The organism is Acidobacteriota bacterium (assembly GCA_016716715.1).
Taxonomy (GTDB): Bacteria; Acidobacteriota; Thermoanaerobaculia; order UBA5066; family UBA5066; genus Fen-183.
In genome coordinates, this window is record JADJVE010000003.1 from 1 (window position 1) to 22,505 (window position 22,505).

Sequence of the window (22,505 nt, forward strand, 5' to 3'; positions counted from 1 at the left end):
CCCGTCGTGACCGTGTTCGAGAGCCCGAACGGGTTCCCGATCGCGATGACGGTTTCGCCGATCATGAGGTCCGACGTCGTCCCGAGCGCCGCGGGCTTCAGGCCCTTCGCATCGACGCTCAGGACCGCGAGGTCGTTGTCCGCGTCGGCGCCCTCGAGCTTCGCCTCCAGCTCGCGCCCGTCCGCCGTCGTGACCCAGATGCGCGACGCACCCGAGATCACGTGGTCGTTCGTCACGACGACGCCGGGCGCGATCACGACGCCCGAGCCGAGCGACTCGCTGCGCGACGTGCGCGGGCGGGTCTCGCCTCCGAAGAAGAGGTCGACCGGACTGCGCCGCTGCTGGACGACGCGCTCGGCCGAGATGTTCACGACCGAAGGGCTGATCTTCTCGATGGCGGCGACGATCGGGGTCCGGCGCTCCTCGCGCCCCGCGGCGGCGAGGGGCAGCGAGGCGGCGAGCGCGGCGAGCGTGAACGCGAGGCGGGTTGACTTCATTTTCAGTCGTTCCATAATTAAGTCGATATACCGGAAAGGAATTTTAAGTATTCTCAACACGCGGCAGAAAAAAGCGGTCCAGGCGCTCGTCGAGCTCGTCTATCGCGCGGGCCCGGACGTGCCGTCGGGCCAGCTCGCGACGTGGCTGGACCTCTCGCGCGACTCGGTCCACCAGCTGCTCCTGCCGCTCGTGAGGAACGGCTGGGTGGCGGCGGGCCGCGGACGCAACGGCGGGTACCGCGCGACGCCGGTCGCGCCCGGCGTGACCGTGCTTTCCGTCGTGTCGCTCTACTCGCGCGAGGGGCGCGATCCCACGCCCGACGACCCGGCCGCGCCGCGGTTCATCCGGAACCTCGACCAGAAGGCGTCCGAGCGTTATCGGCAATATCTTTCCTCCGTGACGGTGGGAGGCCTCGTCGCCGAGGTTCGCGCCGAGCGCGAGGAGCCCACCTACTCGATCTGACGCCCTCGATCCGACTCTAGCAAGGCGCGCGCCCCGCCGCTGACGCGCGGCGACAGAGGAAAGCACATGAAGATCGCATCGGACATCACGAAACTCGTCGGCGGAACGCCGCTCGTCCGCCTGAACCGCGTCACCGCCGGCATCGCCTCCGGCGCGACGGTCGCCGCGAAGCTCGAGTTCTTCAACCCCGCCCACTCCGTGAAGGACCGCATCGGCGTCGCGATGATCGAGGCGCTCGAGAAGCAGGGAAAGATCGCGCCCGGCAAGTCCGTCCTCATCGAGCCGACGTCCGGCAACACGGGAATCGGACTCGCGTTCGTGGCGGCCGCAAAGGGGTATCGCCTCATTCTGACGATGCCCGAGACGATGTCGATCGAGAGGCGCAAGGTCCTGAAGCTCCTCGGGGCGGAGGTCATCCTGACGCCCGGCCCGCTCGGGATGAAGGGCGCGATCGCGAAGGCGCAGGAGCTGCTCGCCGAGTACGGCGCGAACGGCGTCCAGCCGCAGCAGTTCGAGAACCCGGCGAACCCGGCGATCCACGAGGCCACGACGGCCGTCGAGCTCTGGAACGACACGGAAGGGAAGATGGATATCTTCGTCGCCGGCGTCGGGACGGGCGGCACGATGACGGGCGTCGGCCGCTACTGGAAGCCGAAGAAGCCGGCGGTCCGGCTCGTCGCCGTGGAGCCGACGGCGTCGCCCGTGATCTCGGGCGGCGCGCCGGGCCCGCACAAGATCCAGGGCATCGGCGCGGGCTTCATCCCGAAGAACCTCGACACGACGCTCGTGGACGAGACGTTCCAGGTCTCGAACGACCAGTCCTTCGCGATGGCGCGCCGCCTCGCGAAGGAAGAGGGAATCCTCGGCGGCATCTCGTCGGGCGCGGCGGTTCACGCCGCCGTCGAGATCGCGAAGCGCTCCGAGAGCGCGGGGAAGCTCATCGTTTGCATCGTCCCCTCGACTTCGGAGCGCTACATCTCCACGGACCTCTTCAAGGAAGACGAAGTCCCGGCGGGGGCTGTCGCTATTTGACGTTGATCGACGGCTTCTGGGCCTGGATCTTGATCGCCTTGGGCTTGGTCTCCTCGCGCTTGGGCAGCTCCACGGTCAGGACGCCGTTGTGGAACGACGCCACGATCTTCTCGTTGTCGACGTTCGCGGGAATCGTGAACGAGCGGACGAACTTGCCGTAGCTGCGCTCGACGCGGTGGTAGTTCTCGTCGGCGTTCTCCTTCTCGAACTTGCGCTCGCCTTCGAGCGACAGGATCCCGTCCTCGAAGCGCAGCGCGATCTGGTTCTCGTCGAAGCCCGGCAGCTCCGCCTTCAGGACGGTCTTCTCCTTCGTCTCGAAGATGTCCACGGGCGGCGCCCACGTCCCGGTGAAGAGGTCCTCCTGCTGTTCGCGCCCGCCGCGGGCGAGCGTGGAGTCGAAGGCGCGGTTGAGGCGGTCCTGCAGGGTCGCGAGGTCCCGGAAGGGGTCGTTCCACCGGATGATGTTCATGGGTCCGTTCCTCCTACTTGGTTTCCGGAGCGCGGGGCCGGCCGGTCGGGGGGGGGCGAGCGCGATCGCGACCGCGGATCCGTCGCGCACCTCGCCCGCGAGGAGCTTCCACGCCAGCGGGTCCTGGACCAGTTTCTGGATGTTTCGCTTGAGGGGTCGGGCGCCGTAGACAGGGTCGTACGCTTCGCGCGCGAGCCACGTCGCGACGGGCGCCTCCCACGAGAGCTTGATCCCGCGCGGTGCGACGAGCTCGGCCACCTTGCGGAGCTGGATCTCGACGATCTTCTCGATGTCGGAAAGCTCGAGGCGGCGGAACGTCACGATGTCGTCGATGCGGTTCAGGAACTCGGGCCGGAAGTGCGCCCGGAGCTCCGTCTCGATCCGCGCCTTGAGCGCCTTCTCGTCGACACCCTGCAGCTCCTGGATGAGGTGGCTTCCGACGTTCGACGTCATGATGACGACGACGTTCTTGAAGTCCACGACGCGGCCCTTGCCGTCCGTCAGGCGCCCGTCGTCGAGCACCTGCAGGAGCGTCGACCACACGTCGGGGTGCGCCTTCTCGATCTCGTCGAAGAGGACGACCGAGTACGGGCGCCGGCGCACGGCTTCCGTGAGCTGGCCGCCCTCGTCGTGCCCGATGTAGCCCGGAGGGGCCCCGATCATCCGCGAGACGGTGTGTTTCTCCTGGTACTCGGACATGTCCAGCCGGACCATCGCGTTCTCGTCGTCGAAGAGGAATTCGGCGAGCGCGCGGGCGAGCTCGGTCTTGCCCACGCCTGTCGGCCCGAGGAAGAGGAACGAGCCGATCGGCCGCTTCGGGTCCTTCATCCCGGCGCGCGCGCGGCGCACGGCGGCCGCGACGGCGTCGACGGCCTCGTCCTGCCCGATCACCCGCAGGCGCAGCCGGTCGCCCATCTTGAGGAGCTTCTGCGTCTCGCCCTCCACCATCCGTGAGACGGGCACGCCGGTCCACTTCGAGACGATCGCGGCGATGTCGTCCTCGTCGACCTTCTCGCGCAGGACCGCGCCGCCCTTCTGCATCTCGTCGAGGCGCGCCTGGGCCGCGTCGAGGTCCTTCTGGACCCTCAGGAGCGTCCCGTAGCGCAGCTCGGCGGCCTTGTTGAGGTCCCCCTGCCGCTCGGCGGCCTCGGCGGCGACCTTCGTCTCGTCGAGCTTTTTCTTGAGGTCGCGGATCACGGTGATCGCGTCCTTCTCGGCGCGCCACCGCGTCTTCATGACGTTGGAGCGCTCCTTGAGCTCGGCGAGCGTCTTCTCGAGGCCTTTCAGGCGGTCCTTCGCCGCCTTCGCGTCGTCCTTCTGGAGCGCCTTGCGCTCGATCTCGATCTGGAGGATGCGCCGCTCGACCTCGTCGATCGCGGTCGGCATCGAGTCGATCTCCATCTTGAGCTTCGAGGCAGCCTCGTCGACGAGGTCGATCGCCTTGTCGGGTAGGAAGCGGTCCGCGATGTAGCGGTCGGAAAGCGTCGCGGCGGCGACGAGCGCCGCGTCCGTGATCTTCACGCCGTGGTGCAGCTCGTACCGCTCCTGCAGGCCGCGCAGGATGGCGATGGTGTCTTCGACGGAGGGCTCGCCCACGAGGACGGGCTGGAAGCGCCGCTCGAGGGCCGGGTCCTTCTCGATGTGCTTGCGGTACTCGCCGACCGTCGTCGCGCCGATAGCGCGCAGCTCACCGCGCGCGAGCGCGGGCTTCAGCATGTTGCCCGCGTCCATCGCGCCCTCGGCCGCCCCCGCACCGACGAGCGTGTGCAGCTCGTCGATGAAGAGGATGACTTTGCCGTCGGACTCCTCGACTTCCTTGAGGAGCGCCTTGAGGCGCTCCTCGAACTCGCCGCGGTATTTCGCGCCCGCGAGCATGGAGCCGAGGTCGAGCGAGACGACGCGCTTGTTCTTCAGCGTTTCCGGGACGTCGCCGGAGACGATGCGCCGCGCGAGACCTTCGACGATCGCCGTTTTGCCGACGCCGGGGTCGCCGATGAGGACGGGGTTGTTCTTCGTGCGGCGAGTCAGCACCTGCATGACGCGCCGGATCTCCTCGTCGCGGCCGATGACCGGGTCGAGCTTGCCCTTGCGCGCGAGGTCCGTGAGGTCCTTCGCGTACTTCTTGAGCGCCTGGTACTTGTCCTCGGCGCCCTGGTCGGCGACGCGGCTGCCGCCGCGGACGTCCTTGAGGGCCGCGAGGACGGACGCCTCCGACAGGCCGAGCGCCAGGAACGCTTTCGCGGAAGCGGACTTGCCGTCCTTGAGGAGCGCGAGGAAGAGGTGCTCGGAGGCGACGTAGTCGTCCTTGAAGTCCGAGGCGATCTTCTCGGCGAGGTCGAGCAGCTTCACGAGGGCGGGGGAGAAGCGCGGCTCGGCGTTCTCGCCCGCGACGTGCGGGAGCCTTGCGAGCAGTTTCGCGATCTCCTGCGCGGCCTGGCCGGGCGCGACGCCCACGCGCTCGAGGAGCGCGGGAACGACGCCGCCTTCCTGCTGAAGGAGAGCGTCGGCGAGGTGTTCGGGCGTGACCTCAGGATGGCCTCCGGCGCGTGCCGCCTGGGCAGTCTTCTGAAGGACTTCCTGGGCCTTGTGGGTGTAGCGGTCGAGGTTCATGAGACCATGAATCTAGTATCTGAGTCTTCTCGTGTCAAGTATGAATCTACAGTAATGACGAAGATTCATATAAGCCATTTTCTATGAATGGTTAATGGGTCCGATGCCCCGTGCTAGGCTTTCGCTTCAATGAGGCGCAGGGGCGCTGCGGAAGAAGATAGTCGGGGCCGCGGCCTTCTTCCATTCATAGGAATCTTCCTCCTCGCTTTCGGTCTTCGTCTCGCGGTTTCCTCATCGCTTTCTTCCCTCGGCCTCTGGCAGAACCCCCAGTTCGACGCGCACGAGAACCTCACGTGGGCGCGTGCCCTCGCCGCGGGCGACTTCCAGTGGCCTTCGCCTCCCACGCACGGCCCCGCGTACCCGTTCTACCTCGCCGCGCTCCTGAAGCTCTTCTCCGGGTCGCTCGACGCGGCGCGTGCGGCGCAGGCGGCGCTCGCGGGACTGACGTGCGTCCTCGTGGCGCGCACGGGCGAGATTCTCTTCGAGAGGCGCGCGGGCCTCGCAGCGGGAATCCTGCTCGCGGTTTCCGGTCCCGCCGCTCTGGTGGACGCGAGCTTCTGGGAGGAAGGCTTCGTGGGGCTCGCTCTCTCGGGGGCGCTCTTCCTCCTCGCAGCCCGGAAGACTCCCGCCGGAGCTGCGGGCGCTGGCCTTCTCCTCGGCGTCGCGTGCGCGGCGCGACCGACGGCCGTACTCTTCGTCCTCGCCGCGCTCGCCGCCGTGCTTCTCCTCGAGGGATGGGCCCGACGTGTTCCCGCGGCCCTCGCCCTCGCGGCGGGCGTCATGCTCGTCCTCGCGCCGGCGGTCGCCGCATCCTCGAAGGCGTCCGGACACTTCGTCTTCGTTCGCGCGTATGGCGCCGTGAACCTCTGGCTGGGCAACGACCCGTCGTCCGGAGGCGTCCAGAACGCGCGGCCGAACGGGCCGTGGGACCGGCTGGCCGGCGCGCCGGCGCGCGCGGGCGTCGCTCCGAAGGACGAGGAAGCCTGGTTCACGCGCCGAACGGCGGAGCGCGCGGCGGCGGATCCCGGCGGCCTCGCCCGCGTCGTCCTTTCGAAGCTCGTCTGGCTCACGCAGGCTGAAGAGCCGCGCGACAACCACAGCTATGCCTTCTTCGCGGCGCAATCGGGGATTCTTCGAATGCTCCCCGGTTTCGGCCTGCTCGTCGCGCTCGCCGCAGCGTTGGTTCTCGCGCGACCGCCGAAGAACGCCGCGCTGGTGCTCCTGTGGTCAGCGGCGGCCGCGTTGCCCTTCCTCGTCGCGCTTGCGGGGCTCCGCTACCGCATGCCGCTCGTGCCGCCGCTCGCGCTCTTCGCGGGCGCGGGTGCGGCTCTGCTCCTCGCCCGCGTCCGGACTCGGGACCCACGCGCGATCGCGGCGGGGGCGGTCGTCGTCGCGCTGACGCTCTTTGCTTCCCACATTCGAAGGCATCCTCCGTCCCACGTCTTCGCCGAGGAGTGGACGCTCGAGGGCAACGCGTGGATGGAGCTCGGACGTCCGGGAGACGCCGAGCGAGCCTTGAAGAGTGCGCGGGAAGCCGACCCTGCGGCCGCGCTTCCCGTGGAGTTCCTCGGGCGTCTGCGCCTCGCCGAAGGAAACGCCGCCGCCGCCACACCCCTTTTCGAAGAGTCTCTTCGAATGGATCCCGATTCGCGGTCGGCTCACTTCTTCCTGGGACAGGCGCGCGAAGCGCTGGGGCGCTGGACGGGCGCCATTTCCGAGTACCGGGCGGCGCTCGAGATCTCGCCAGCGTTCTTCCCGGCGAGGTTCCATCTCGGCCGCGCGCTCATCCTCGCGGGCGATCCAGCGGCAGCCGTGCCCGAGCTCGAGAGGGCGGTCGCCCTTCAGCCCTCCGAGCAGCCTCCGCGCGAGCTCCTCGAGCGGGCGCGCGCTCTTGCCCTCACCCCGCGCTGATCAGCGCGCGCGCGGGTCCCGTTCGCCCGCATCGGCGAAGCCTTTCGCACGCAGCAGGCACGAGTCGCACGCGCCGCACGGCTTTCCCGCGGGCGACGGGTCGTAGCAGGACGTCGTGAGGCCCGGGTCGAGCCCGAGCGCGAGCGCGAGACGGACGATGTCCGCCTTCGTCATGCGCAGGAGCGGCGCGCGGATCGCGAACCGCCGTCCCTCGTCGCCCGCCTTCGTCCCGAGATTCGCGGCGCGCTCGAACGCGCGGAGAAACGCGGGCCGGCAGTCGGGGTAACCCGAGTAGTCGAGCGCGTTCGCGCCGATCACGATCTCCGTGGCGCCGCTGGTTTCGGCCGCGCCGAGCGCGAAGGCGAGAAAGAGCGTGTTGCGCGCGGGCACGTACGTGACCGGGATGCGGGCCTTGCCGAGCGCCCTCTTCGGGACGCGGATGGACCGGTCCGTCAACGCCGAACCGCCGAGCGCGCCGAAAGAGGGAATCGCGATCACGCGGTGCGACGCAACGCCGTAACGACGGGCCAGCGAGCGCGCCGCGGAAAGCTCGACACGGTGCCTCTGGCCGTAGTCGAAGGAAAGCGCGTGAACCGTCCAGCCCCAGCGCGAGACGAGCGCGAGACACGTTGACGAGTCGAGTCCGCCGGAGAGGAGGAGAACACAGCTCCTGCGCCCCGCAGCTGGTGCCTTGGGTATCGGCGCTGAAGATCTTCTTGGAAGGTGAAGAGGGCGGCTCATCTTCCCGGGACGTCTCCCCAGAGGGTCTTGTGGATCTGCAGGTTGAGGCGCAGCTTTCTGTTCGAGTCGCGGACCCATTCGGCGGCCTCGGAAGCGATCCGGGATTCCTTCCCTTCGAAGACGGGTGAAATCAGAACCGTGTGCCTTTCGTCCAAGGCGTGCTTTCGGACGAGTTCTTCCGCCCAGAGGAAATCTTCTTTGTCCGCCACGACGAACTTCACCTCGTCCTTCGGGCCGAGGAGCCTCAGGTTGCCGAGGTCGTTGCGGCTCTCCATGCCCGACCCGGGGCACTTCACGTCGAGGATCTTGACGACCCGCGGGTCCACGCGGCTCACGGGCACGTGCCCGCCCGTCTCGACGAGCACGGTGTAGCCCCGGTCGCAGAGCGCGGACGCGAGCGGGTAGAAGCTCTCCTGCTCGAGCGGCTCCCCGCCCGTGATCTCCACGAGGGGCGCCCCAAGGCGCTCGACCTCCGCGACCACGTCGTCGACGTTCTTCTCCGTCCCGCCCGCGAACGCGTACGCGCTGTCGCACCAGACGCACCGCAGCGCGCACCCGGTCAGCCGCACGAACGTGCACGGCAGGCCCGCGAACGAAGACTCGCCCTGCAGGCTGCGGAAGATCTCCGTGACGAGGAGCGTGGCGGCGGGGGACGCGGCGACCATCGCGCGGACGATAGCGCGGCCATAATCGGCGCGTGCGGGTGAGGCTCGAGCTTGCGTACCTGGGGACCTTCTTCGAAGGCTGGCAGGTGCAGGCGCCTCGCGATGGCGGCACCCGGCCGCGCACGGTCCAGGGAGTATTGGAGATTTCTTTGAATGAGATTTTTCAGAGGGAGATCCGGGTGCACGGCTCGGGCCGCACGGATTCCGGCGTGCACGCGGACGCGCAGGTCGCCCACTTCGACGTGCCCGAGGGCGCGCCCCTCTTACCTTCCAGGAAAATCCCGCTTGCCCTGAACTCCAAGCTCCCATGGGACGCTCGGGTCCTCTCTGCATCCGAAGCAAAAGGCGATTTCCATGCCCGTTACTCCGCGACCGGCAAGGTCTACGTCTACCGGCTGCGCCGCGGCGACACGCTCCTCCCGCACGGAGGCCTCGTCGAGGCGCTCGCGGGAGAGCCTCTCGACGTCGGCGCGATGCGCGCTGCGGCGGCGCGGCTCGTCGGGACGCGTGACTTCGCTCCGTTCTCGATCACGGGCTCGGACCCCGGGACGACCGTGCGGACGCTCCGCCGCCTCGACGTCGAGGAGGACGGCGCCCTCCTCGTGATCACGGCGGAGGGCGACGGCTTCCTGCGCGGCATGGTGCGACGCCTCGTGGGCACCCTCCGCGACGCGGGGCGGGGGCCGCATCCGCCCGGAGGAGGCCCTCGCGCGGCCAGGGCCCACCGCCGAGGCCCGCGGCCTCACGCTCGCCCGCGTGCTGTATCCGCCGGACGTGCCCGGGGCGTCGGCGCCGCCCCCGCCCCCCGCGCGATAGAATTCGCCGTTCGGGCGCATCCCGCCCGGCCCGATGATCGACAAGGATTCCATCGCCGCCGCCGGTTCCCCCGACCGAGCCCTGCTCGACGGGCTCGACCTCGCGCGGCTGCCCCGGCACGTGGCCGTCATCATGGACGGCAACGGGCGCTGGGCGCGCCAGCGCCGGCTGCCGCGCGTGGAGGGCCACCGCGCGGGGATCGCCTCCGTCCGGGCCACCGTAGAGACGGCCGCGCGCCTGGAGCTGACCGCGCTGACGCTCTACGCGTTCTCCACGGAGAACTGGAAGCGGCCGCACCTCGAGGTCGCGACGCTCATGGCGCTCCTCAAGGAGTACCTCCGGCGCGAGCTGAGGACGCTGCTCGACAACGACATCAAGTTCCGCGTCGTGGGCCGCATGGACGGACTCGACTCCTCCGTCCAGCGCGAGCTGCAGAGCGCGCTCGACGCGACGGCGCACTGCAAGGGCATGGTCTTCAACATCGCCCTCAACTACTCCGGGCGCACCGAGCTCGCCGACGCCATGCGGTCGCTCGCCGCCGAGGTGAAGGCCGGGCGCCTGCAGCCCGAGGAGATCGACGAGGCCGCGATCGAGGCGCGCCTCTACACGGCCGGCCTGCCCGACCCGGACCTCCTGATCCGGACGAGCGGCGAGATGCGGATCTCGAACTACCTCCTCTGGCAGATCGCGTACGCGGAGATCTACGTGACGCCGGTCCTGTGGCCCGACTTTCGGGCCCGCCACTTCCTCGAGGCTCTCGCCGAATTCCAGAAGCGCGAGCGGCGCTACGGCGGCGTCCTGGACGACGAGCAGCCCCTGCGCGAGGACGGCCCGCGCCCGGCGGCGGCCACGCGGTGAAGTTCCAGAGGGAGGTCACGGCCGCCGTTCTCATCCCGGCGGTCCTCGCGGTGCTGGTCTTCGCGCCGACGTGGGCGTTCTCGCTCCTCGTCGCGGCGGCCGCGTGTGTCGCGCTCCTGGAGTTCTACGCGCTCCTCGCGGCCGGGGGCTGGTTCGTGCCGCGCTCGGCGGGCCTCGTCCTCTTCGGGGCGCTCCTCGCGGCCGCGCACCTTGCCGCGCCCGTCGCCCTCCTCGCGCTCACGGCGGCAACGCTGCTTCTCCTGCCGACGCTCGTGATGTTCGCCTCGCCAGCCGAGGCCGTCCTTCTCCCGTCTTCGGCGGGCTCCGTCTTCGCGACGCTCTACGTCGCGCTCGGCGCCTCGTCGATCATCGGGCTGAGGGCGCACGGCTGGCAGCCCGTGGTCTTCCTCTTCGCGGTGGTCTGGGCCGGCGACTCGGCGGCGTACTACGTGGGCCGCCGCTGGGGGGAAACGGAAGCTCGCGCCCGTCGTGAGCCCGAAGAAGACGTGGGAAGGCCTCTGGGGCCAGCTCGCGGGCGGAACGCTCTTCGGGGCGGCCGCGGCGTTCCTGATCGCCCCGGGCGCGCGGGGCACCGCCTTCGTCGCCCTCGCGGGCGCCGCCTTCGGCCTCGTCGTGTCGGCCACGGCCGTCGTCGGCGATCTCGTCGAGTCGACGTTCAAGCGCAGCGTCGCCGTGAAGGACTCCGGCGGCCTCCTGCCCGGCCACGGCGGCCTCCTCGACCGGCTGGACTCCTTGCTCTACGCTTCGCCCGTGCTGCTCATGGCCCTGACTCTCCTGCCCGGAGGCCCGCGTTGACCGCGAAGAAGCGAATCGCGCTCCTCGGCGCCACGGGCTCCATCGGCGACTCGGCGCTCTCGGTCGTCGCCCACTTCCCCGAGCGCTTCGAGATCGTGACGATGTCGGCGGGCTCGAACCTCGAGAAGTTTCTCCCCGCGATCGCGGCCGCGAAGCCGAAGGTCGTCTCCGTGAAGACGAAGGAGGACGCGGCCCGCGTGCGGCAGGAGTTTCCCGGCGTCGCCGTCGGTTTCGGCGAGCAGGGCCTCGTGGACGTCGCGACGCATCCCGACGCCGACGTCGTGCTCGGGGGAATCGTCGGCTCGGCGGGTCTCGTCCCCGCGTACGAGGCCGTCAAGCTCGGCAAGACGCTCGCGCTCGCGAACAAGGAGACGCTTGTCGTCGCGGGCGAGCCGCTCATGCGCGCGGCGCGCGCGGCCGGCGCCGCCGTCCTCCCCGTGGACTCGGAGCACTGCGCGCTCCACCAGGCCCTCCGCGCCGGCGCCGCCTCCGAGGTGAGGCGCCTCGTCCTCACCGCATCCGGAGGCCCCTTCCGGACGCGGCCCTTCGAGACGTTCTCCGCGATCACGATCGAGGACGCGCTCCGCCATCCGACGTGGAAGATGGGCCCGAAGATCACGATCGACTCGGCGACGATGATGAACAAGGGCCTCGAGGTCATCGAGGCCCGCTGGCTGTTCGACGTCGAGGTCGAGCGCATCGGCGTCGTGATCCACCCGCAGTCGATCGTCCATTCGATGGTCGAGTACGTGGACGGGTCGGTTCTCGCGCAGATGTCTCCGAACGACATGCGCTTCCCGATCCTCTATGCGCTCTGCTACCCCGAGCGCATCGAAACCCCTCTCCCGCGCCTCGACCTCGCGGCCCTCGGGACGCTCACGTTCGAGGCGCTGGACGAGGCGCGCTACCCGGCCGTCCCGCTCGCCTGCGCCGCGCTCAAGACGGGCGGCTCGGCCCCCGCCGTGCTGAACGCGGCGAACGAGGTGGCCGTGGAGGCGTTCCTCAAGGGGCGCATCCCGTACCTCGGGATCGTCGAGACGGTCGCGCGGGTCCTCGCGCGGCACAAGGTCCTTCCGATTTCCTCCGTCGCGGCGGCCCTCGAGGCCGACGCATGGGCCCGGCGCGAAGCCGAGACCCTCCTCCCGGCGCTCGAGCGGCCGGCGGCAACCAACCGCGCCGTTCCGGCGTAATCAACCCGAGGTTTCATGAACATCCCGACCAACATCCTCGCCCTCGTCTTCGTGCTCTCGTTCCTGATCGTCTTCCACGAAGGCGGCCACTTCGCCGTGGCGAAGTTCTTCAAGTTCCCGGTCGAGGTGTTCTCCCTCGGCTTCGGCAAGCGGCTCTTCGGATGGAAGCGGAAGGAGACGGACTACCGCGTCTCGCTGATCCCGCTCGGCGGCTACGTGAAGGTCGTGGGCCTCGGGCCCGACGAGAGCGACATCGTCGCCGGGGAGCATGCGGCCCCCGCGCAGCCCGGGACGCGCCTGCAGCGCCTCCTGATCCTCTTCGCCGGACCGGGCGTGAACCTCGTCCTCGCGTTCCTGCTCACGGCGCTCGCATTCCTCGTGGGCATCGAGGTCGCGGCCTACAAGTCCGAGACGCCCGTCGTGAAGGTCGTGGACCACGGGAGCCCGGCCGAGAAGGCGGGCATCAAGGAAGGCGACCGCATCGAGACGATCTCGGGCAAGACCGTGAAGACGTGGGAGGAGGTCGAGATCGAGACCGGCCTCGCCCCTCGCGAGAAGCTGGCCGTCGGGATCGTGCGCGACGGCGCGCCGCTCACGCTCGACCTCACGCCCGAGCCGCGGACGAAGTACGACATCGGATACACGGGACTCAACCCCGCGATCCTCGCGGTCGTCGCCCGCGTCGTCCCGAACTATCCCGGCGCCAAGGCGGGGCTCAGGGTCGGCGACCGGATCGTCTCCGTGAACGGCAAGCCCGTCGTCCTGTACTTCGAGGTCGTCCGCTTCATCCGCGAGGCGGCCTCCGGGTTCGACAAGGACGGCGCGAAGCCCATCGAGATGGTCGTCACGCGCGGAAGCGAGACGATCACGCTCAACGTCGTCCCCGTCAAGGAAGGGGAGAACTGGCGCATCGGCTTCGCTCCGAAGGAGGAGACGACGGTCCGGCGCCTCGGGCTCGGGGCGGCGTTCGCGGCCTCGTGGCGCGAAAACGTCCGCCAGGTGAAGGTGACCGGCCAGATCGTCGGCCGCCTCTTCCGCGGAACGGGCTCCATGCGGCAGCTCTCGGGCCCGATCGACATCGCGAAGTTCTCCGGCGAGGCGGCGCGCTCGGGCGTGGCCCCGCTCGTGATGCTCATGGGCGTCCTCTCGCTGCAGCTCGGCCTCCTGAACCTCCTGCCGATCCCGCTCCTCGACGGCGGCCAGATCTTCGTCACGCTTCTCGAGGCCGCCGCGCGGCGCGACTTCTCGATCAAGGTCAAGGAGCGCCTCCTGCAGGCCGGTTTCGCGTTCCTCGTCCTCATCATGGTGACCGTCCTCTACTTCGACGTCATCAAGAACGTCACGTTCTGATGCCGCGCCACCGCACGGTCGGCGTGCCCGTCGGAGGGATCCAGGTCGGCGGCGGCGCGCCCGTCGTCGTCCAGTCCATGTCGAACACGGACACGGCGGACGTCGATGCCACGGTCAAGCAGGGACTCGAGCTCGCCGAGGCGGGCTCGGAGCTCGTGCGGATCACGGTGAACGTGGACGAGGCCGCGCGGGCGGTCCCGGAGATCAAGCGCCGGCTTCTCGCGGCCGGCTGCGACGTCCCGCTCATCGGGGACTTCCACTACAACGGCCACGTCCTCCTGACGAAGTACCCGGACATGGCGAAGGCCCTCGACAAGTACCGGATCAACCCGGGCAACGTCGGGACCGGGAAGCGCCGCGACGAGCAGTTCGCGACGATCTGCGGCGTCGCGCGGGACCTCGGGCGGCCCGTGCGCATCGGCGTGAACGGCGGCTCCCTGAACCAGGAGCTCGTCATGCAGAAGATGCAGGAGAACACGGACAAGGACCTCGGGAGGACGTCCGAGGAGATCGTCGCCGAGTGCATGGTCCTTTCCGCGCTCCAGTCCACCGAGCTCGCGCTCGAGTGCGGGCTGAAGAAGGACCAGATCATCATTTCGTGCAAGGTCTCGCGCCCGAACGAGCTCGTCGCGGTCTACCGCGACCTCGCGGCGCGGACCGATCAACCGCTGCACCTCGGCCTCACGGAAGCCGGGATGGGGACGAAGGGCCTCGTGTGGTCGTCGGCGGCGATGGGGATCCTCCTCGCCGAGGGCATCGGCGACACGATCCGCGTGTCGCTCACGCCGCGCCCCGGCGGCGATCGGCGCGAGGAGGTCTACGCCGCGTGCGAGCTCCTGCAGGCGCTCGGAATCCGGAGCTTCGCGCCCTCGGTGACGGCATGCCCCGGGTGCGGGCGCACGACGTCGACGACGTTCCAGGAGCTCGCCGAGCGGATCCAGGGCTACGTGCGCGAGCAGATGCCGGTCTGGAAGGCGGAGCACGAGGGCGTCGAGACGATGACGCTCGCCGTGATGGGCTGCGTCGTGAACGGGCCGGGCGAGTCGAAGGCCGCGAACATCGGGATCTCGCTCCCGGGCACGGGCGAGGAACCGAGCTGCCCCGTGTACGTCGACGGGCAGAAGTTCGCGACGCTCAAGGGCAATTACGACGAGCTCTCCGCCGCGTTCCGGAAGCTCGTGGACGACTACGTCGAGGCGAAGTACCCGCGCCGTTGAAGATTTCTTTGAATGGTTAAGAGGGCGGTTGCCGCCTCCGTTCTTCTCGGCGTGGCCGTCCTTTCGGGTTGCGTGGGGAAGGAGCCGGGGGAGCCGTCGTTCCCGCGCCCCACCGCGACCCCGAAGCCGACGCCGGAATACCTCCTTCCCGAGAAACCCCAGGGTCAGCGGATCGGCGGGATGTTCGAGCCCCTCCATCCCGGCGGCGAGGTCTCCGAGCCCGTCGAGATCGTCCGCGTCGAGCCCGACTGTCGTCTCCTCGAGGGTGCCGCGCGTCCGATCATGGTCCAGTTGATCGTCACGAAGGAAGGCGCCGTGGAAGGCGCTCGCGTCCTGTCGAAGGCGCCCGCGGACGCGAAGACAGTAATCCTGGAATCCGTGCGCGGCTGGCGTTTCCGCCCGTCGACGTTCAACGGCCGACCCGTCCCGGTCTACTTCACCGTGGCGCTGCGCCGCTGCCCCTGATCAGGTCCCCGACAGCCCCTTCTTGTCGAAGTGCGTCTTGAGCCTCCGCGAGAGCGCGACCTGCTTGGCGTAGTTCAGCGAGTAGACCGCCGCCGGGACGCCGGCCGCGTTGAACGGCACGGACGCGAGCGCGATCAGGAAGTGCCGCGCCTTCTCGCGCGTCGTGAACTCGGGGTTCCGGAAGTCCATGACGCTCGTGTAGTACTTCCCGAGCATCTTGTAGACGTCCCCGAGGACGTTCGTGAAGCCCATCTCCGTCCCCCACGAGAGGCACTCGCCCTCGCGGACGTAACCGAGAAACTCTTTCCAGGTCGCGCCGGGCGCCATCGTGAAGACGCTCGCGACGGGCGGGTACGTGTGCGCGTCGGAGCCGCCGATGAGCGCGAGAGAGCCGCGCTTCTCCTTGGCGGCCGTCAGGAGGTCCTCGACGAGCGCGTTGTGCTGGTAGGCCATCGAGCCGTTCTTGACCTCGAAGACGTCGAAGAGCTCGAGCATTTTCGTGAAGAAATCCTCGGGGGCCTGACGCATGCGGTAGGACTGGAAGAGGTGATTCGCCGAGTAGAGGAGGCTCTCCGAGCGGAGGTACTCGACGAGGTCGAAGATGTTCCGGCGCTTCACGTTGATGACCTTCCACTGCGCGAGGGTGAGGTCGAAGACGTTGACGTGGATGCGGTGGCCGGTCTTCGGGAAGAACGTCTCGATCTCGGCCGAGACGAAGAAGTCCGTGTAGTCCGGGTGGCGGTCCCGGAACTTCAGGCAGCCGTCCACGGTGTCGTGGTCCGTGAACGTGACGAAGTCCATCCCGCGCGCTTTCGCGAGTCGGTAGGTCTCGTCGGGGTCGTTGTAGGAGTCGCGCGTGTTGCCCGCGCGGAAGTACTTGAAGATCGAGGCGTTCGTGTGCAGGTGGAGGTCCGCCCGGGAGAGGGGGAGCGCGGGGGAGCCCGGATCCGGGGCGGTGGAATCGACCATGGGGCAACGAGTGTCCGCGCACGTCCGGGGCGAGTCAAGGAGCCAGGCTCCTGCTAGAGTGCCGCCATGGGAGGGGTCTTCGGAAGAGTGCTGTACGCGCTTGTGCTGGCTGGCGTCCTCGCGACCGCGACCTGGGTCTCGTTCACGCGTTTCGTCGCGGGCAAATCCCTCAAGACCCCGAGCTTCGTGAGCCTCACGCCCGACGAGGCGGCCGCCCGTGCCGCCGAGCTCGGACTCTCCGTGCAGGTGGACGCGGCGCAGGAGGCGTTCGACGACGCCGTGCCCGCGCACCGCGTCCGCGCGCAGCTCCCGGCGGCCGAGACGGCCGTCAAGAGCGGCCAGACGATCCGCCTCTTCCTCTCCCTCGGGCCGCGCGCCGTGCGCATGCCCGACCTCACGGGGCTGCCGGCGCGCGCCGCGACGCTCGCGCTGTCGAAGGCCGGCCTCAAGGAGGCTGCCGTCGCCTCGGCGCGCCTGCCCGGCCCGGCGGGCGTCGTCGCGCAGGGCGTGTCCGCCGGCGCGATCGCGGGCCCGGACACTCCGGTCGACGTTCTCGTGAACCGCGGGGCTTCCGACGTCGCGTGGGTGATGCCGGACCTCATCGGGCGCGACTTCGAGCGGGTCAGGACCGCCTTCGAGGAGCGCGGCTTCCGGATCGGCGGCGTGAGGAGCCAGGCCTACGAGGGCGCGGCGACCGGAACGATCCTTCGTCAGTTTCCGCTCTCGGGCGCGCCCGTCACGCGGCGCGACGCGCTGAGCTTCGTGATCGCGTCGCCGGAGGCGGCGCCTTGAGCGCACCAAAGGTTGCCCTTGCTCCGTCGATCCTTTCGGCGGACTTCGCGCGACTCGGCGAGGCGGTCGCGGCGTGCGAGGCGGGAGGCGCCGACTGGATCCACTTCGACGTGATGGACGGACACTTCGTCCCGAACCTCACGGTCGGGCCGATCGTCCTCAAGGCGCTCGCGAAGGCGACGAAGGTCCCGTTCGACGTCCACCTCATGATCGAGGAGCCGTTCCGGACGCTCGACCAGTACCTCGACGCCGGCGCGCGGCGCATCGCGGTCCACGTCGAGGCCGAGCCGAACCTCCACCGGTTCGCGCAGCACGTGCGGACCCGCGGCGTGTCGCCGGGGGTCGCGATCAACCCCGGAACCTCGCTCGACTCCCTCGACGAGGCCGTGCGCTTCGTGGACTTCGTCCTCGTGATGTCCGTGAACCCCGGATGGGGCGGGCAGTCGTTCATTCCCGGGTCCCTCGAACGGGTCGCCCGGCTCGCCGAGTCGATGCGGAGCGCCGGCTCGGCGGCGACGATCGCCGTGGACGGCGGCGTCGGGGAGGCCAACGCCGGGGCCCTCGCGGCCGCCGGGGCCACGCATCTCGTCGCGGGGGCGGCCGTCTTCGGGGGCGGCGACGTGCCCGCGGCCCTCGCGCGGCTCGCGCGGGCGGCCGTCCGCGGGCACGGAGCTTGAAAGAAACCCCGCCGCCGTGCATTCTCCGACGTCCGTGACGCCTTTCCCGGTCCTCCCGCGCCGCCTCCCCGCGCTGATCGCCCTCGCCGCCCTCCTCGGAGGCGCTGCGGGCTGCGCGAGCACCGACTCGGCGGCCAAGATGACGCGGGAGCTCCTCTCCATGCCGAAAGAGGAGGCGTACGCGAAGGGCGAGTCCCTCGTACAGAAGAAGAAGTACGAGCTCGGGCGGCAGTACCTGAGGTTCGTCGCCGAGAACTACGCGAACGACGCGATCGGCAAGCAGTCCGCCTTGCGGCTCGCGGACTCGTTCTTCGACGAGAAGACGCCGCTCGGCTATCTCGAGGCCGGCGTGAGGTACAAGGACTTCCGGAACCGCTACCCTTCGCACCCGCGCTCGGACTACGCGCTCTTCCGGCTCGCCCAGTGCTCGGACAAGCAGGCCGAGAGTCCGGACCGCGAGCAGACGAACACGCGAAACGCCGCGCTCGCATACCGCGAGCTCGTCCTCGCGTACCCGGATTCGCCCTACGCCACGGAGGGCCGCCTGCGCCTCGGCGCGATGCGCAACCTCCTCGCCGAGCACGAGTACGTCGTCGGCCATTTCTACGTGAAACGCCGGGCGTGGCGCGCGGCCAAGGGCCGCATGGACACCGTTCTCGCGTCCTATCCGGACTACACGAAGCTCGACAAGGTGCTCTTCGACGTCGGGCTCGCGGAGAACAAGATGGGGCACGAGGACGAGGCCAGGCAGCTCTGGGACCGCCTCGCGCGCGACTTCCCTTCCAGCCCGCTCGTGAAGAAGGTGCCGCGTCCGGCGGCCGCCCCTCCCGCCCCTCCCGCGAAAGCCGCCGGCGGCTGAGCCCTCGTCCCACCCCTCGGGTTGACGCAAGCGGCTCCAGCGAATTAAGATACGTCGTCCATCCGTCCCCTTTTCGCGCCCCCATTGTCGTTTAGGGGACACGGGTTTCGGGCAGGAGGTCGTCATGCGTCACCGTCTCGCAGCGCTCTCGGCCGGCGTCCTGATCGCCGTCTCGCTCGCCGCCCGCGCCGACGACGCGGCAAAGCCGCCCGCCCTGACGGTGCGCGAAGGCGCCGCCGCCCCGGCCGTTCCCCAGTCGCGCCTCGAGAAGCTCGGCCGGCCTCCCGCTCCGATCACCGGACCGCTGCCGGTGGGCGCCGAAGTGGACGTCTACTGCTCCGGTTACCTCGGGGACCGCGACGAGGCGTTCGTCGGACGCATCGTGAACGCCGAGAAGGAACGAAACCAGTCGATGTTCATGGCCGGCGACGTCATCTACATCGACATCGGGGCCGAGAACGGCGTCCAGGCCGGCATGGAGTTCACGATCGTCCGGCCCAGCCGCCTCGTGAACCGCTGGGGCTCCGAGCGCGAGGTCCAGGGCCGCATCTACATGACGCCCGGGCGCGTGCGCGTGCTCTGCGCCCAGGAGAGATCCTCCATCACCGAGATCATCTACTCCTGCAACGAGGTCGAGGTCGGAGACTTCGTCGCGCCCTTCGAGCCGATCCCGGTGCCGCTCGTGCGCCGCACGCGGCCCACGACGATCTGCGACACGCCGAACGGCAAGCCGATCGGCCACGTCGTGGACACGCGGGACGCCGTCACGCCCGTCGGGACGGACACGATCGTGTTCCTCGACCTCGGCGAGCAGGACGGGCTGAACCCCGGCGACTTCCTCACGGTCTACCACCCGTCGACGCAGGCCCAGGGCGTGCGCACGGTGCTGGGCGAGGCGGCGATCCTGACGACCCGCACACGGTCGTCGGTCGCGATCATCACGTCGATGGTCGACTTCATCGCCGTCGGCGACGCCGTCGAAGTCAAGTAAGGCCCCTCTTTTCGGCTCGCTCAGAAAAGACTTGCGGGACGAAAATCCCGTGATAATTTCCGACTCCCCCAAGCGGCCACATGGCTTGCAAGTGTGCGGGAGGAACGTGTCTGTGACGATCGACGGCCAGCTGCAGCGCATCATCGACGAGCTCGTGTCGAAGGGAATTCCGCTCGAAGCCGCAAAGCGGGAATTCGAGAAGAAGTACGTCTCCGCGGCCGTCATGCGCGCGTCCGGAAACATGGGGCGCGCCGCCAAGTCGCTCGGCATCCATCGCAACACCCTGCGGGCGAAGATCTCCCTCCTGAAGGTGAAGCCGCCGCTCCGGGGGAGAGACAACTCCTAGGACGGCCGCAGGCCCCCGCGCGCCATGGCTTCGAGGCGCGCGACGCGCTCCTCTGTGGGCGGGTGGGTCGAGAAGAGTCGCGCGAGGCCTCCCGCGAACGGATTCACGATGAACAGGTGCGCCGTCGCCGGCGAGCCGTCCATCGGGAGCCGCCTCGACGCGGACTCCAGCTTCCGGAGCGCCGAGGCGAGCTCGAGAGGGCGCCCCGAGAGCGCCGCACCCGTCTCGTCCGCCCGGAACTCGGCCTGACGGGAGATCATGGCCTGAACGATCGCCGCCGCGATGGGCGCGAAGAGGAGCGCGAGAATTCCGACGAGGCCGCCGCCTCCCTCGCGGTCGCCGCGCCGGCCGCCGCCGGTCCACATCGCCATCTGCGCGAGGTGGGTCAGGGCGCCCGCGAGCGTCGCCGCGATTGCGCCGACGAGGATGTCGCGGTTCGTCACGTGCCCGAGCTCGTGGCTGAGGACGGCCTCCAGCTCGTCGCGGTTCAGGATCTTCAGGATGCCCTCGGTGGCCGCGACGACGGCGTGCTGCGGGTCGCGGCCGGTCGCGAAGGCGTTCGGGGCCTCCTGCGGGATGATGGCCACGCGCGGCATCGGGAGGTTCGCCTTGGCCGCCAGCGACCGGACGACTCCGTAGAGCTCGGGCGCCTCCTGCTCGGTGACGACACGCGCGCCGTAGGACGCGAGCACCATCTTGTCCGAGAAGAAGTAGGCGAAGAGGTTCATGACGGCCGCGATCACGAGGGCCATGACCGCGCCCTGCGAGCCGAACGTCGCCTGCCCGACCGCGACGAGCAGGACGGTCAGAAACGTCATGAGGAAGACGATCTTCAGCGTGTTCATCGGTTTCTCCGGGCGCGGGCGGGTGCGCCGCCCCGGAACCAAACGAAGGGGGGCTCCGCTTTATTTCGGCTTGGAGGCGCCGTCGTCCTTCTTGTCGTCGCCGGACTCGCCCTGGCGCATCGCGTCCTTGAAGTTCTTGATGCCCTCGCCGAGGCCCTTGCCGAGCTGCGGGATCTTCCCCGCGCCGAACACGAGAATCACGATCACGAGGATGACGAGCAGTTCGGGGAGTCCGAGATTCGGCACGGGTGCCTCCTGAAAGGACGGATTCTACTCCGGGCGGCGGTCAGAGAAACGCGAGGAGCCCCTCGAACGGCCCCCCCGGGGAAGTGCGGCGGCGAATGACGCGGCGCGCCGTCTCGCGGTGGGGACGGTAGAAAGGGCGGCCCTTCTGGAGCATCTTCTCGAACGTCCCGAGGACCTTCCACGCCCTCTGCAGGAGGACGGCCTCCGACACGGCCCCGGCGTCGGCCTCGACGGACGCGCCGGCGCGCTCGAAGCGGAGCGATACGGCGTCGTAGTCCGGGGGCCCGAGGCGCAGGTCCTGGAAGTCGATCGGGGCCAGCCGCCCGTCGGCGGTGCGCATCAGGTTGTTCGCGTGGTAGTCCCGGTGGGTCGGGACGGCGTCCCCGGTCGCGGCAGGGTCGGCCGCGGCGGCCGCGAGCGCGCCTGCGAGCGAGCCCCACGCCGCGGCGCGGCCGGCCTCGAGGGGCTCCTGCCCGCCCTTCTCGAGCGCCCAGTGGCGCGTGTGGTCGAGCTCGGCGGCGAAGAAAGCCGCGTCGAACGCCGGGTTGCGTGTCGCGGCGGCGCGCGCGATCGTGCGGATCGGCGTCAGAAGCTCCTCGGCCTCGTCGAGGAGGCGGGGCCGGTCCTCGCGCGGAGCGTCCGCGAGGTCCATCGAGAGGTCGCGATCTCCGAGGTCCTCGATGAGGGCGGCGCCGAGCTCGGGCGCGTCGTCGAGGAGCTCGGGAACCCGAACGCCCGCGCGCGCGAGCGCCGCCCCGATCGCGGCCCAGTTTGCCTGCGCGGGCGATTCGGGCTGCGGGTACAGGACGACGAGGACGCTGCCGCCGCCGGGCGTCGCCTGGCGGAAGTACCGGCGCGCCCCGACGTCGCCGGCCAGCGGGACGCTCGGCGGACCGGCCGCGAGGCCGAAGCGCTCCCGGGCGCGCGAAAGCCGCGCGGCCTCTCCGTTCAGGGAGGCCGCCGTCACGGCTTCGGAGCGGGGGCCGGGTATGTCGGCGCCGGAGCGGGCGCTTCGTCGAGGAGCTCGACCGACAGGAGCTTCTGAGGGTTGCGCGGCTTTCCGAGCGGCGTGTTCGACGGATCGGGGTCGGAGGCGGAAGCGATGCGGTCCACGACGTCCATTCCCTTCACGACCTCGCCGAACGCGGTGTACTGGCGGTCGAGCGATGGGTAGTCCTTGAGGACGACGAAGAACTGCGACGACGCGGAGTCCGGCGCGGAGGAGCGGGCCATCGAGACGATGCCGCGCTTGTGGACCGTGTCGTTGAACTCCGGTTTCAGCGTCACGGGGTTTCCCTTCGCGTCCGTCTTGCCCGCGTTGCCCCAGATGAAGGCGTTCTTCGGGTCCTTCGTGAGGGGGTCGCCGCCCTGCACCACGAAGTCCTTGATGACGCGGTGGAAAAGGGTCCCGTCGTAGAAGCCGGACCCGGCGAGGTCGACGAAGTTCTTCACGTGGTTCGGGGCGCGGTCGTTGAAGAAACGGACCGTGAAATCGCCCTGCGACGTGTGGACGAGCCCGAGCGTGTGCGCGTAGTCGCGCGTCTTCGCCGTGGCTTTCGGCGGGGCCTTCTTCTTCGGCTTCGCGGGCGCGGCAGGGGCCGCGGACGCGGCCAGGAGGCCCAGGGCGAAGGCCGCCACGACTGTCCGGATGCTCGCCGGTTTCCTCGTCATGCGGTGCGT

Annotated in this window: 23 protein-coding genes and 2 pseudogenes; 16 read left to right on the forward strand and 9 right to left on the reverse strand. The window is 69.6% G+C overall.

The genetic code is table 11. From position 1 onward, the window contains the following. Positions 1 to 497: trypsin-like peptidase domain-containing protein (locus IPL89_04830; GenBank protein ID MBK9062504.1), on the reverse strand; the 497-nt coding region annotated here is incomplete at its 3' end. On the opposite strand from IPL89_04830, the gene IPL89_04835 reads away from it, so the two are divergent. Both IPL89_04835 and cysK read left to right on the forward strand, forming a co-directional pair. Beyond that, positions 472 to 960, forward strand: coding sequence for an Rrf2 family transcriptional regulator (locus IPL89_04835; GenBank protein MBK9062505.1), 489 nt, complete (start codon positions 472 to 474; stop codon positions 958 to 960). The two genes, IPL89_04830 and IPL89_04835, sit on opposite strands and share 26 nt — an antisense overlap. A 66-nt stretch (positions 961 to 1,026) precedes the next feature. Further along, positions 1,027 to 1,992: a cysteine synthase A gene (cysK, locus tag IPL89_04840; GenBank protein MBK9062506.1), complete on the forward strand. Its 966-nt coding sequence runs from the start codon at positions 1,027 to 1,029 to the stop codon at positions 1,990 to 1,992. On the opposite strand, the gene clpB is transcribed toward cysK, so the two are convergent. Continuing rightward, positions 1,985 to 5,071, reverse strand: coding sequence for an ATP-dependent chaperone ClpB (gene clpB / locus IPL89_04845; protein ID MBK9062507.1), 3,087 nt, complete (start codon positions 5,069 to 5,071; stop codon positions 1,985 to 1,987). The genes cysK and clpB overlap by 8 nt on opposite strands. Before the next feature lie 129 nt (positions 5,072 to 5,200). Between clpB and IPL89_04850 the strand changes: the two genes are divergently transcribed. Continuing rightward, positions 5,201 to 6,982 (forward strand): glycosyltransferase family 39 protein, encoded by a 1,782-nt coding sequence (locus tag IPL89_04850; GenBank protein ID MBK9062508.1) that lies wholly within the window; start codon positions 5,201 to 5,203, stop codon positions 6,980 to 6,982. On the opposite strand, the gene queC is transcribed toward IPL89_04850, so the two are convergent. Together queC and IPL89_04860 are read right to left on the reverse strand one after the other, a co-directional pair. Further along, positions 6,983 to 7,723: a 7-cyano-7-deazaguanine synthase QueC gene (gene queC, locus IPL89_04855; protein MBK9062509.1), complete on the reverse strand. Its 741-nt coding sequence runs from the start codon at positions 7,721 to 7,723 to the stop codon at positions 6,983 to 6,985. After that, positions 7,720 to 8,388, reverse strand: coding sequence for a radical SAM protein (locus IPL89_04860; GenBank protein MBK9062510.1), 669 nt, complete (start codon positions 8,386 to 8,388; stop codon positions 7,720 to 7,722). The genes queC and IPL89_04860 overlap by 4 nt, the downstream gene beginning before the upstream one ends. A 32-nt stretch (positions 8,389 to 8,420) precedes the next feature. Here IPL89_04860 and IPL89_04865 point away from each other — a divergent pair. From IPL89_04865 to IPL89_04900, 8 genes and pseudogenes are all read left to right on the forward strand, one after another. Beyond that, positions 8,421 to 8,756 (forward strand): annotated as a pseudogene (locus IPL89_04865) (tRNA pseudouridine(38-40) synthase TruA). A gap of 105 nt (positions 8,757 to 8,861) precedes the next feature. Continuing rightward, positions 8,862 to 9,116: pseudogene (locus tag IPL89_04870) on the forward strand (hypothetical protein). A 121-nt stretch (positions 9,117 to 9,237) separates the two neighbouring features. Further along, on the forward strand, positions 9,238 to 10,062 hold the full coding sequence (locus IPL89_04875) for an isoprenyl transferase (GenBank protein ID MBK9062511.1): 825 nt from the start codon (positions 9,238 to 9,240) through the stop codon (positions 10,060 to 10,062). 489 nt (positions 10,063 to 10,551) lie between these two features. Further along, the gene (locus IPL89_04880; protein MBK9062512.1) at positions 10,552 to 10,878 is read left to right on the forward strand and encodes a phosphatidate cytidylyltransferase; all 327 of its coding nucleotides are present in this window, start codon (positions 10,552 to 10,554) and stop codon (positions 10,876 to 10,878) included. Continuing rightward, positions 10,875 to 12,068 carry a 1-deoxy-D-xylulose-5-phosphate reductoisomerase gene (locus IPL89_04885; GenBank protein MBK9062513.1) on the forward strand — a complete coding sequence of 398 codons (1,194 nt, stop codon included), beginning with the start codon at positions 10,875 to 10,877 and terminating at the stop codon, positions 12,066 to 12,068. The genes IPL89_04880 and IPL89_04885 overlap by 4 nt, the downstream gene beginning before the upstream one ends. Positions 12,069 to 12,083: 15 nt before the next feature. Then, positions 12,084 to 13,418 (forward strand): RIP metalloprotease RseP, encoded by a 1,335-nt coding sequence (rseP, locus tag IPL89_04890; protein ID MBK9062514.1) that lies wholly within the window; start codon positions 12,084 to 12,086, stop codon positions 13,416 to 13,418. Beyond that, positions 13,418 to 14,635, forward strand: coding sequence for a flavodoxin-dependent (E)-4-hydroxy-3-methylbut-2-enyl-diphosphate synthase (gene ispG, locus IPL89_04895; GenBank protein MBK9062515.1), 1,218 nt, complete (start codon positions 13,418 to 13,420; stop codon positions 14,633 to 14,635). The genes rseP and ispG overlap by 1 nt, the downstream gene beginning before the upstream one ends. 12 nt (positions 14,636 to 14,647) lie before the next feature. Further along, a complete protein-coding gene (locus IPL89_04900; protein ID MBK9062516.1) occupies positions 14,648 to 15,100 on the forward strand; it encodes a hypothetical protein in 453 nt (150 codons plus the stop codon). Here the strand turns inward: IPL89_04900 and IPL89_04905 are convergent, their stop codons facing one another. After that, on the reverse strand, positions 15,101 to 16,069 hold the full coding sequence (locus IPL89_04905) for a hypothetical protein (GenBank protein ID MBK9062517.1): 969 nt from the start codon (positions 16,067 to 16,069) through the stop codon (positions 15,101 to 15,103). It lies immediately after the preceding gene. Between the two features lie 66 nt (positions 16,070 to 16,135). Between IPL89_04905 and IPL89_04910 the strand changes: the two genes are divergently transcribed. The 5 genes from IPL89_04910 (at position 16,136) to IPL89_04930 (ending at position 19,734) form a co-directional block, all read left to right on the forward strand. Then, on the forward strand, positions 16,136 to 16,861 hold the full coding sequence (locus IPL89_04910) for a PASTA domain-containing protein (GenBank protein MBK9062518.1): 726 nt from the start codon (positions 16,136 to 16,138) through the stop codon (positions 16,859 to 16,861). After that, entirely contained in the window at positions 16,858 to 17,538 is a 681-nt protein-coding gene (rpe, locus tag IPL89_04915; GenBank protein MBK9062519.1) for a ribulose-phosphate 3-epimerase, read from the forward strand. The genes IPL89_04910 and rpe overlap by 4 nt, the downstream gene beginning before the upstream one ends. A 34-nt stretch (positions 17,539 to 17,572) precedes the next feature. Beyond that, the gene (gene bamD / locus IPL89_04920; protein MBK9062520.1) at positions 17,573 to 18,397 is read left to right on the forward strand and encodes an outer membrane protein assembly factor BamD; all 825 of its coding nucleotides are present in this window, start codon (positions 17,573 to 17,575) and stop codon (positions 18,395 to 18,397) included. Between the two features lie 124 nt (positions 18,398 to 18,521). Further along, complete coding sequence (locus tag IPL89_04925) at positions 18,522 to 19,388, forward strand: hypothetical protein (protein MBK9062521.1); 867 nt, start codon at positions 18,522 to 18,524, stop codon at positions 19,386 to 19,388. Positions 19,389 to 19,500: 112 nt separating this feature from the next. Then, on the forward strand, positions 19,501 to 19,734 hold the full coding sequence (locus IPL89_04930) for a helix-turn-helix domain-containing protein (protein MBK9062522.1): 234 nt from the start codon (positions 19,501 to 19,503) through the stop codon (positions 19,732 to 19,734). Here IPL89_04930 and IPL89_04935 read toward each other — a convergent pair. Genes IPL89_04935 through IPL89_04950 form a run of 4 tightly spaced genes read right to left on the reverse strand, consistent with a single transcriptional unit; the run spans position 19,731 to position 22,496 of the window. Next, on the reverse strand, positions 19,731 to 20,579 hold the full coding sequence (locus tag IPL89_04935) for a zinc metalloprotease HtpX (protein ID MBK9062523.1): 849 nt from the start codon (positions 20,577 to 20,579) through the stop codon (positions 19,731 to 19,733). The two genes, IPL89_04930 and IPL89_04935, sit on opposite strands and share 4 nt — an antisense overlap. 60 nt (positions 20,580 to 20,639) lie before the next feature. After that, positions 20,640 to 20,825, reverse strand: coding sequence for a twin-arginine translocase TatA/TatE family subunit (gene tatA / locus IPL89_04940; protein MBK9062524.1), 186 nt, complete (start codon positions 20,823 to 20,825; stop codon positions 20,640 to 20,642). A 40-nt stretch (positions 20,826 to 20,865) separates the two neighbouring features. Beyond that, entirely contained in the window at positions 20,866 to 21,792 is a 927-nt protein-coding gene (locus IPL89_04945) for a phosphotransferase (GenBank protein ID MBK9062525.1), read from the reverse strand. Further along, the gene (locus IPL89_04950) at positions 21,789 to 22,496 is read right to left on the reverse strand and encodes a peptidylprolyl isomerase (protein ID MBK9062526.1); all 708 of its coding nucleotides are present in this window, start codon (positions 22,494 to 22,496) and stop codon (positions 21,789 to 21,791) included. The genes IPL89_04945 and IPL89_04950 overlap by 4 nt, the downstream gene beginning before the upstream one ends. Between the last annotated feature and the right edge of the window lie 9 nt (positions 22,497 to 22,505).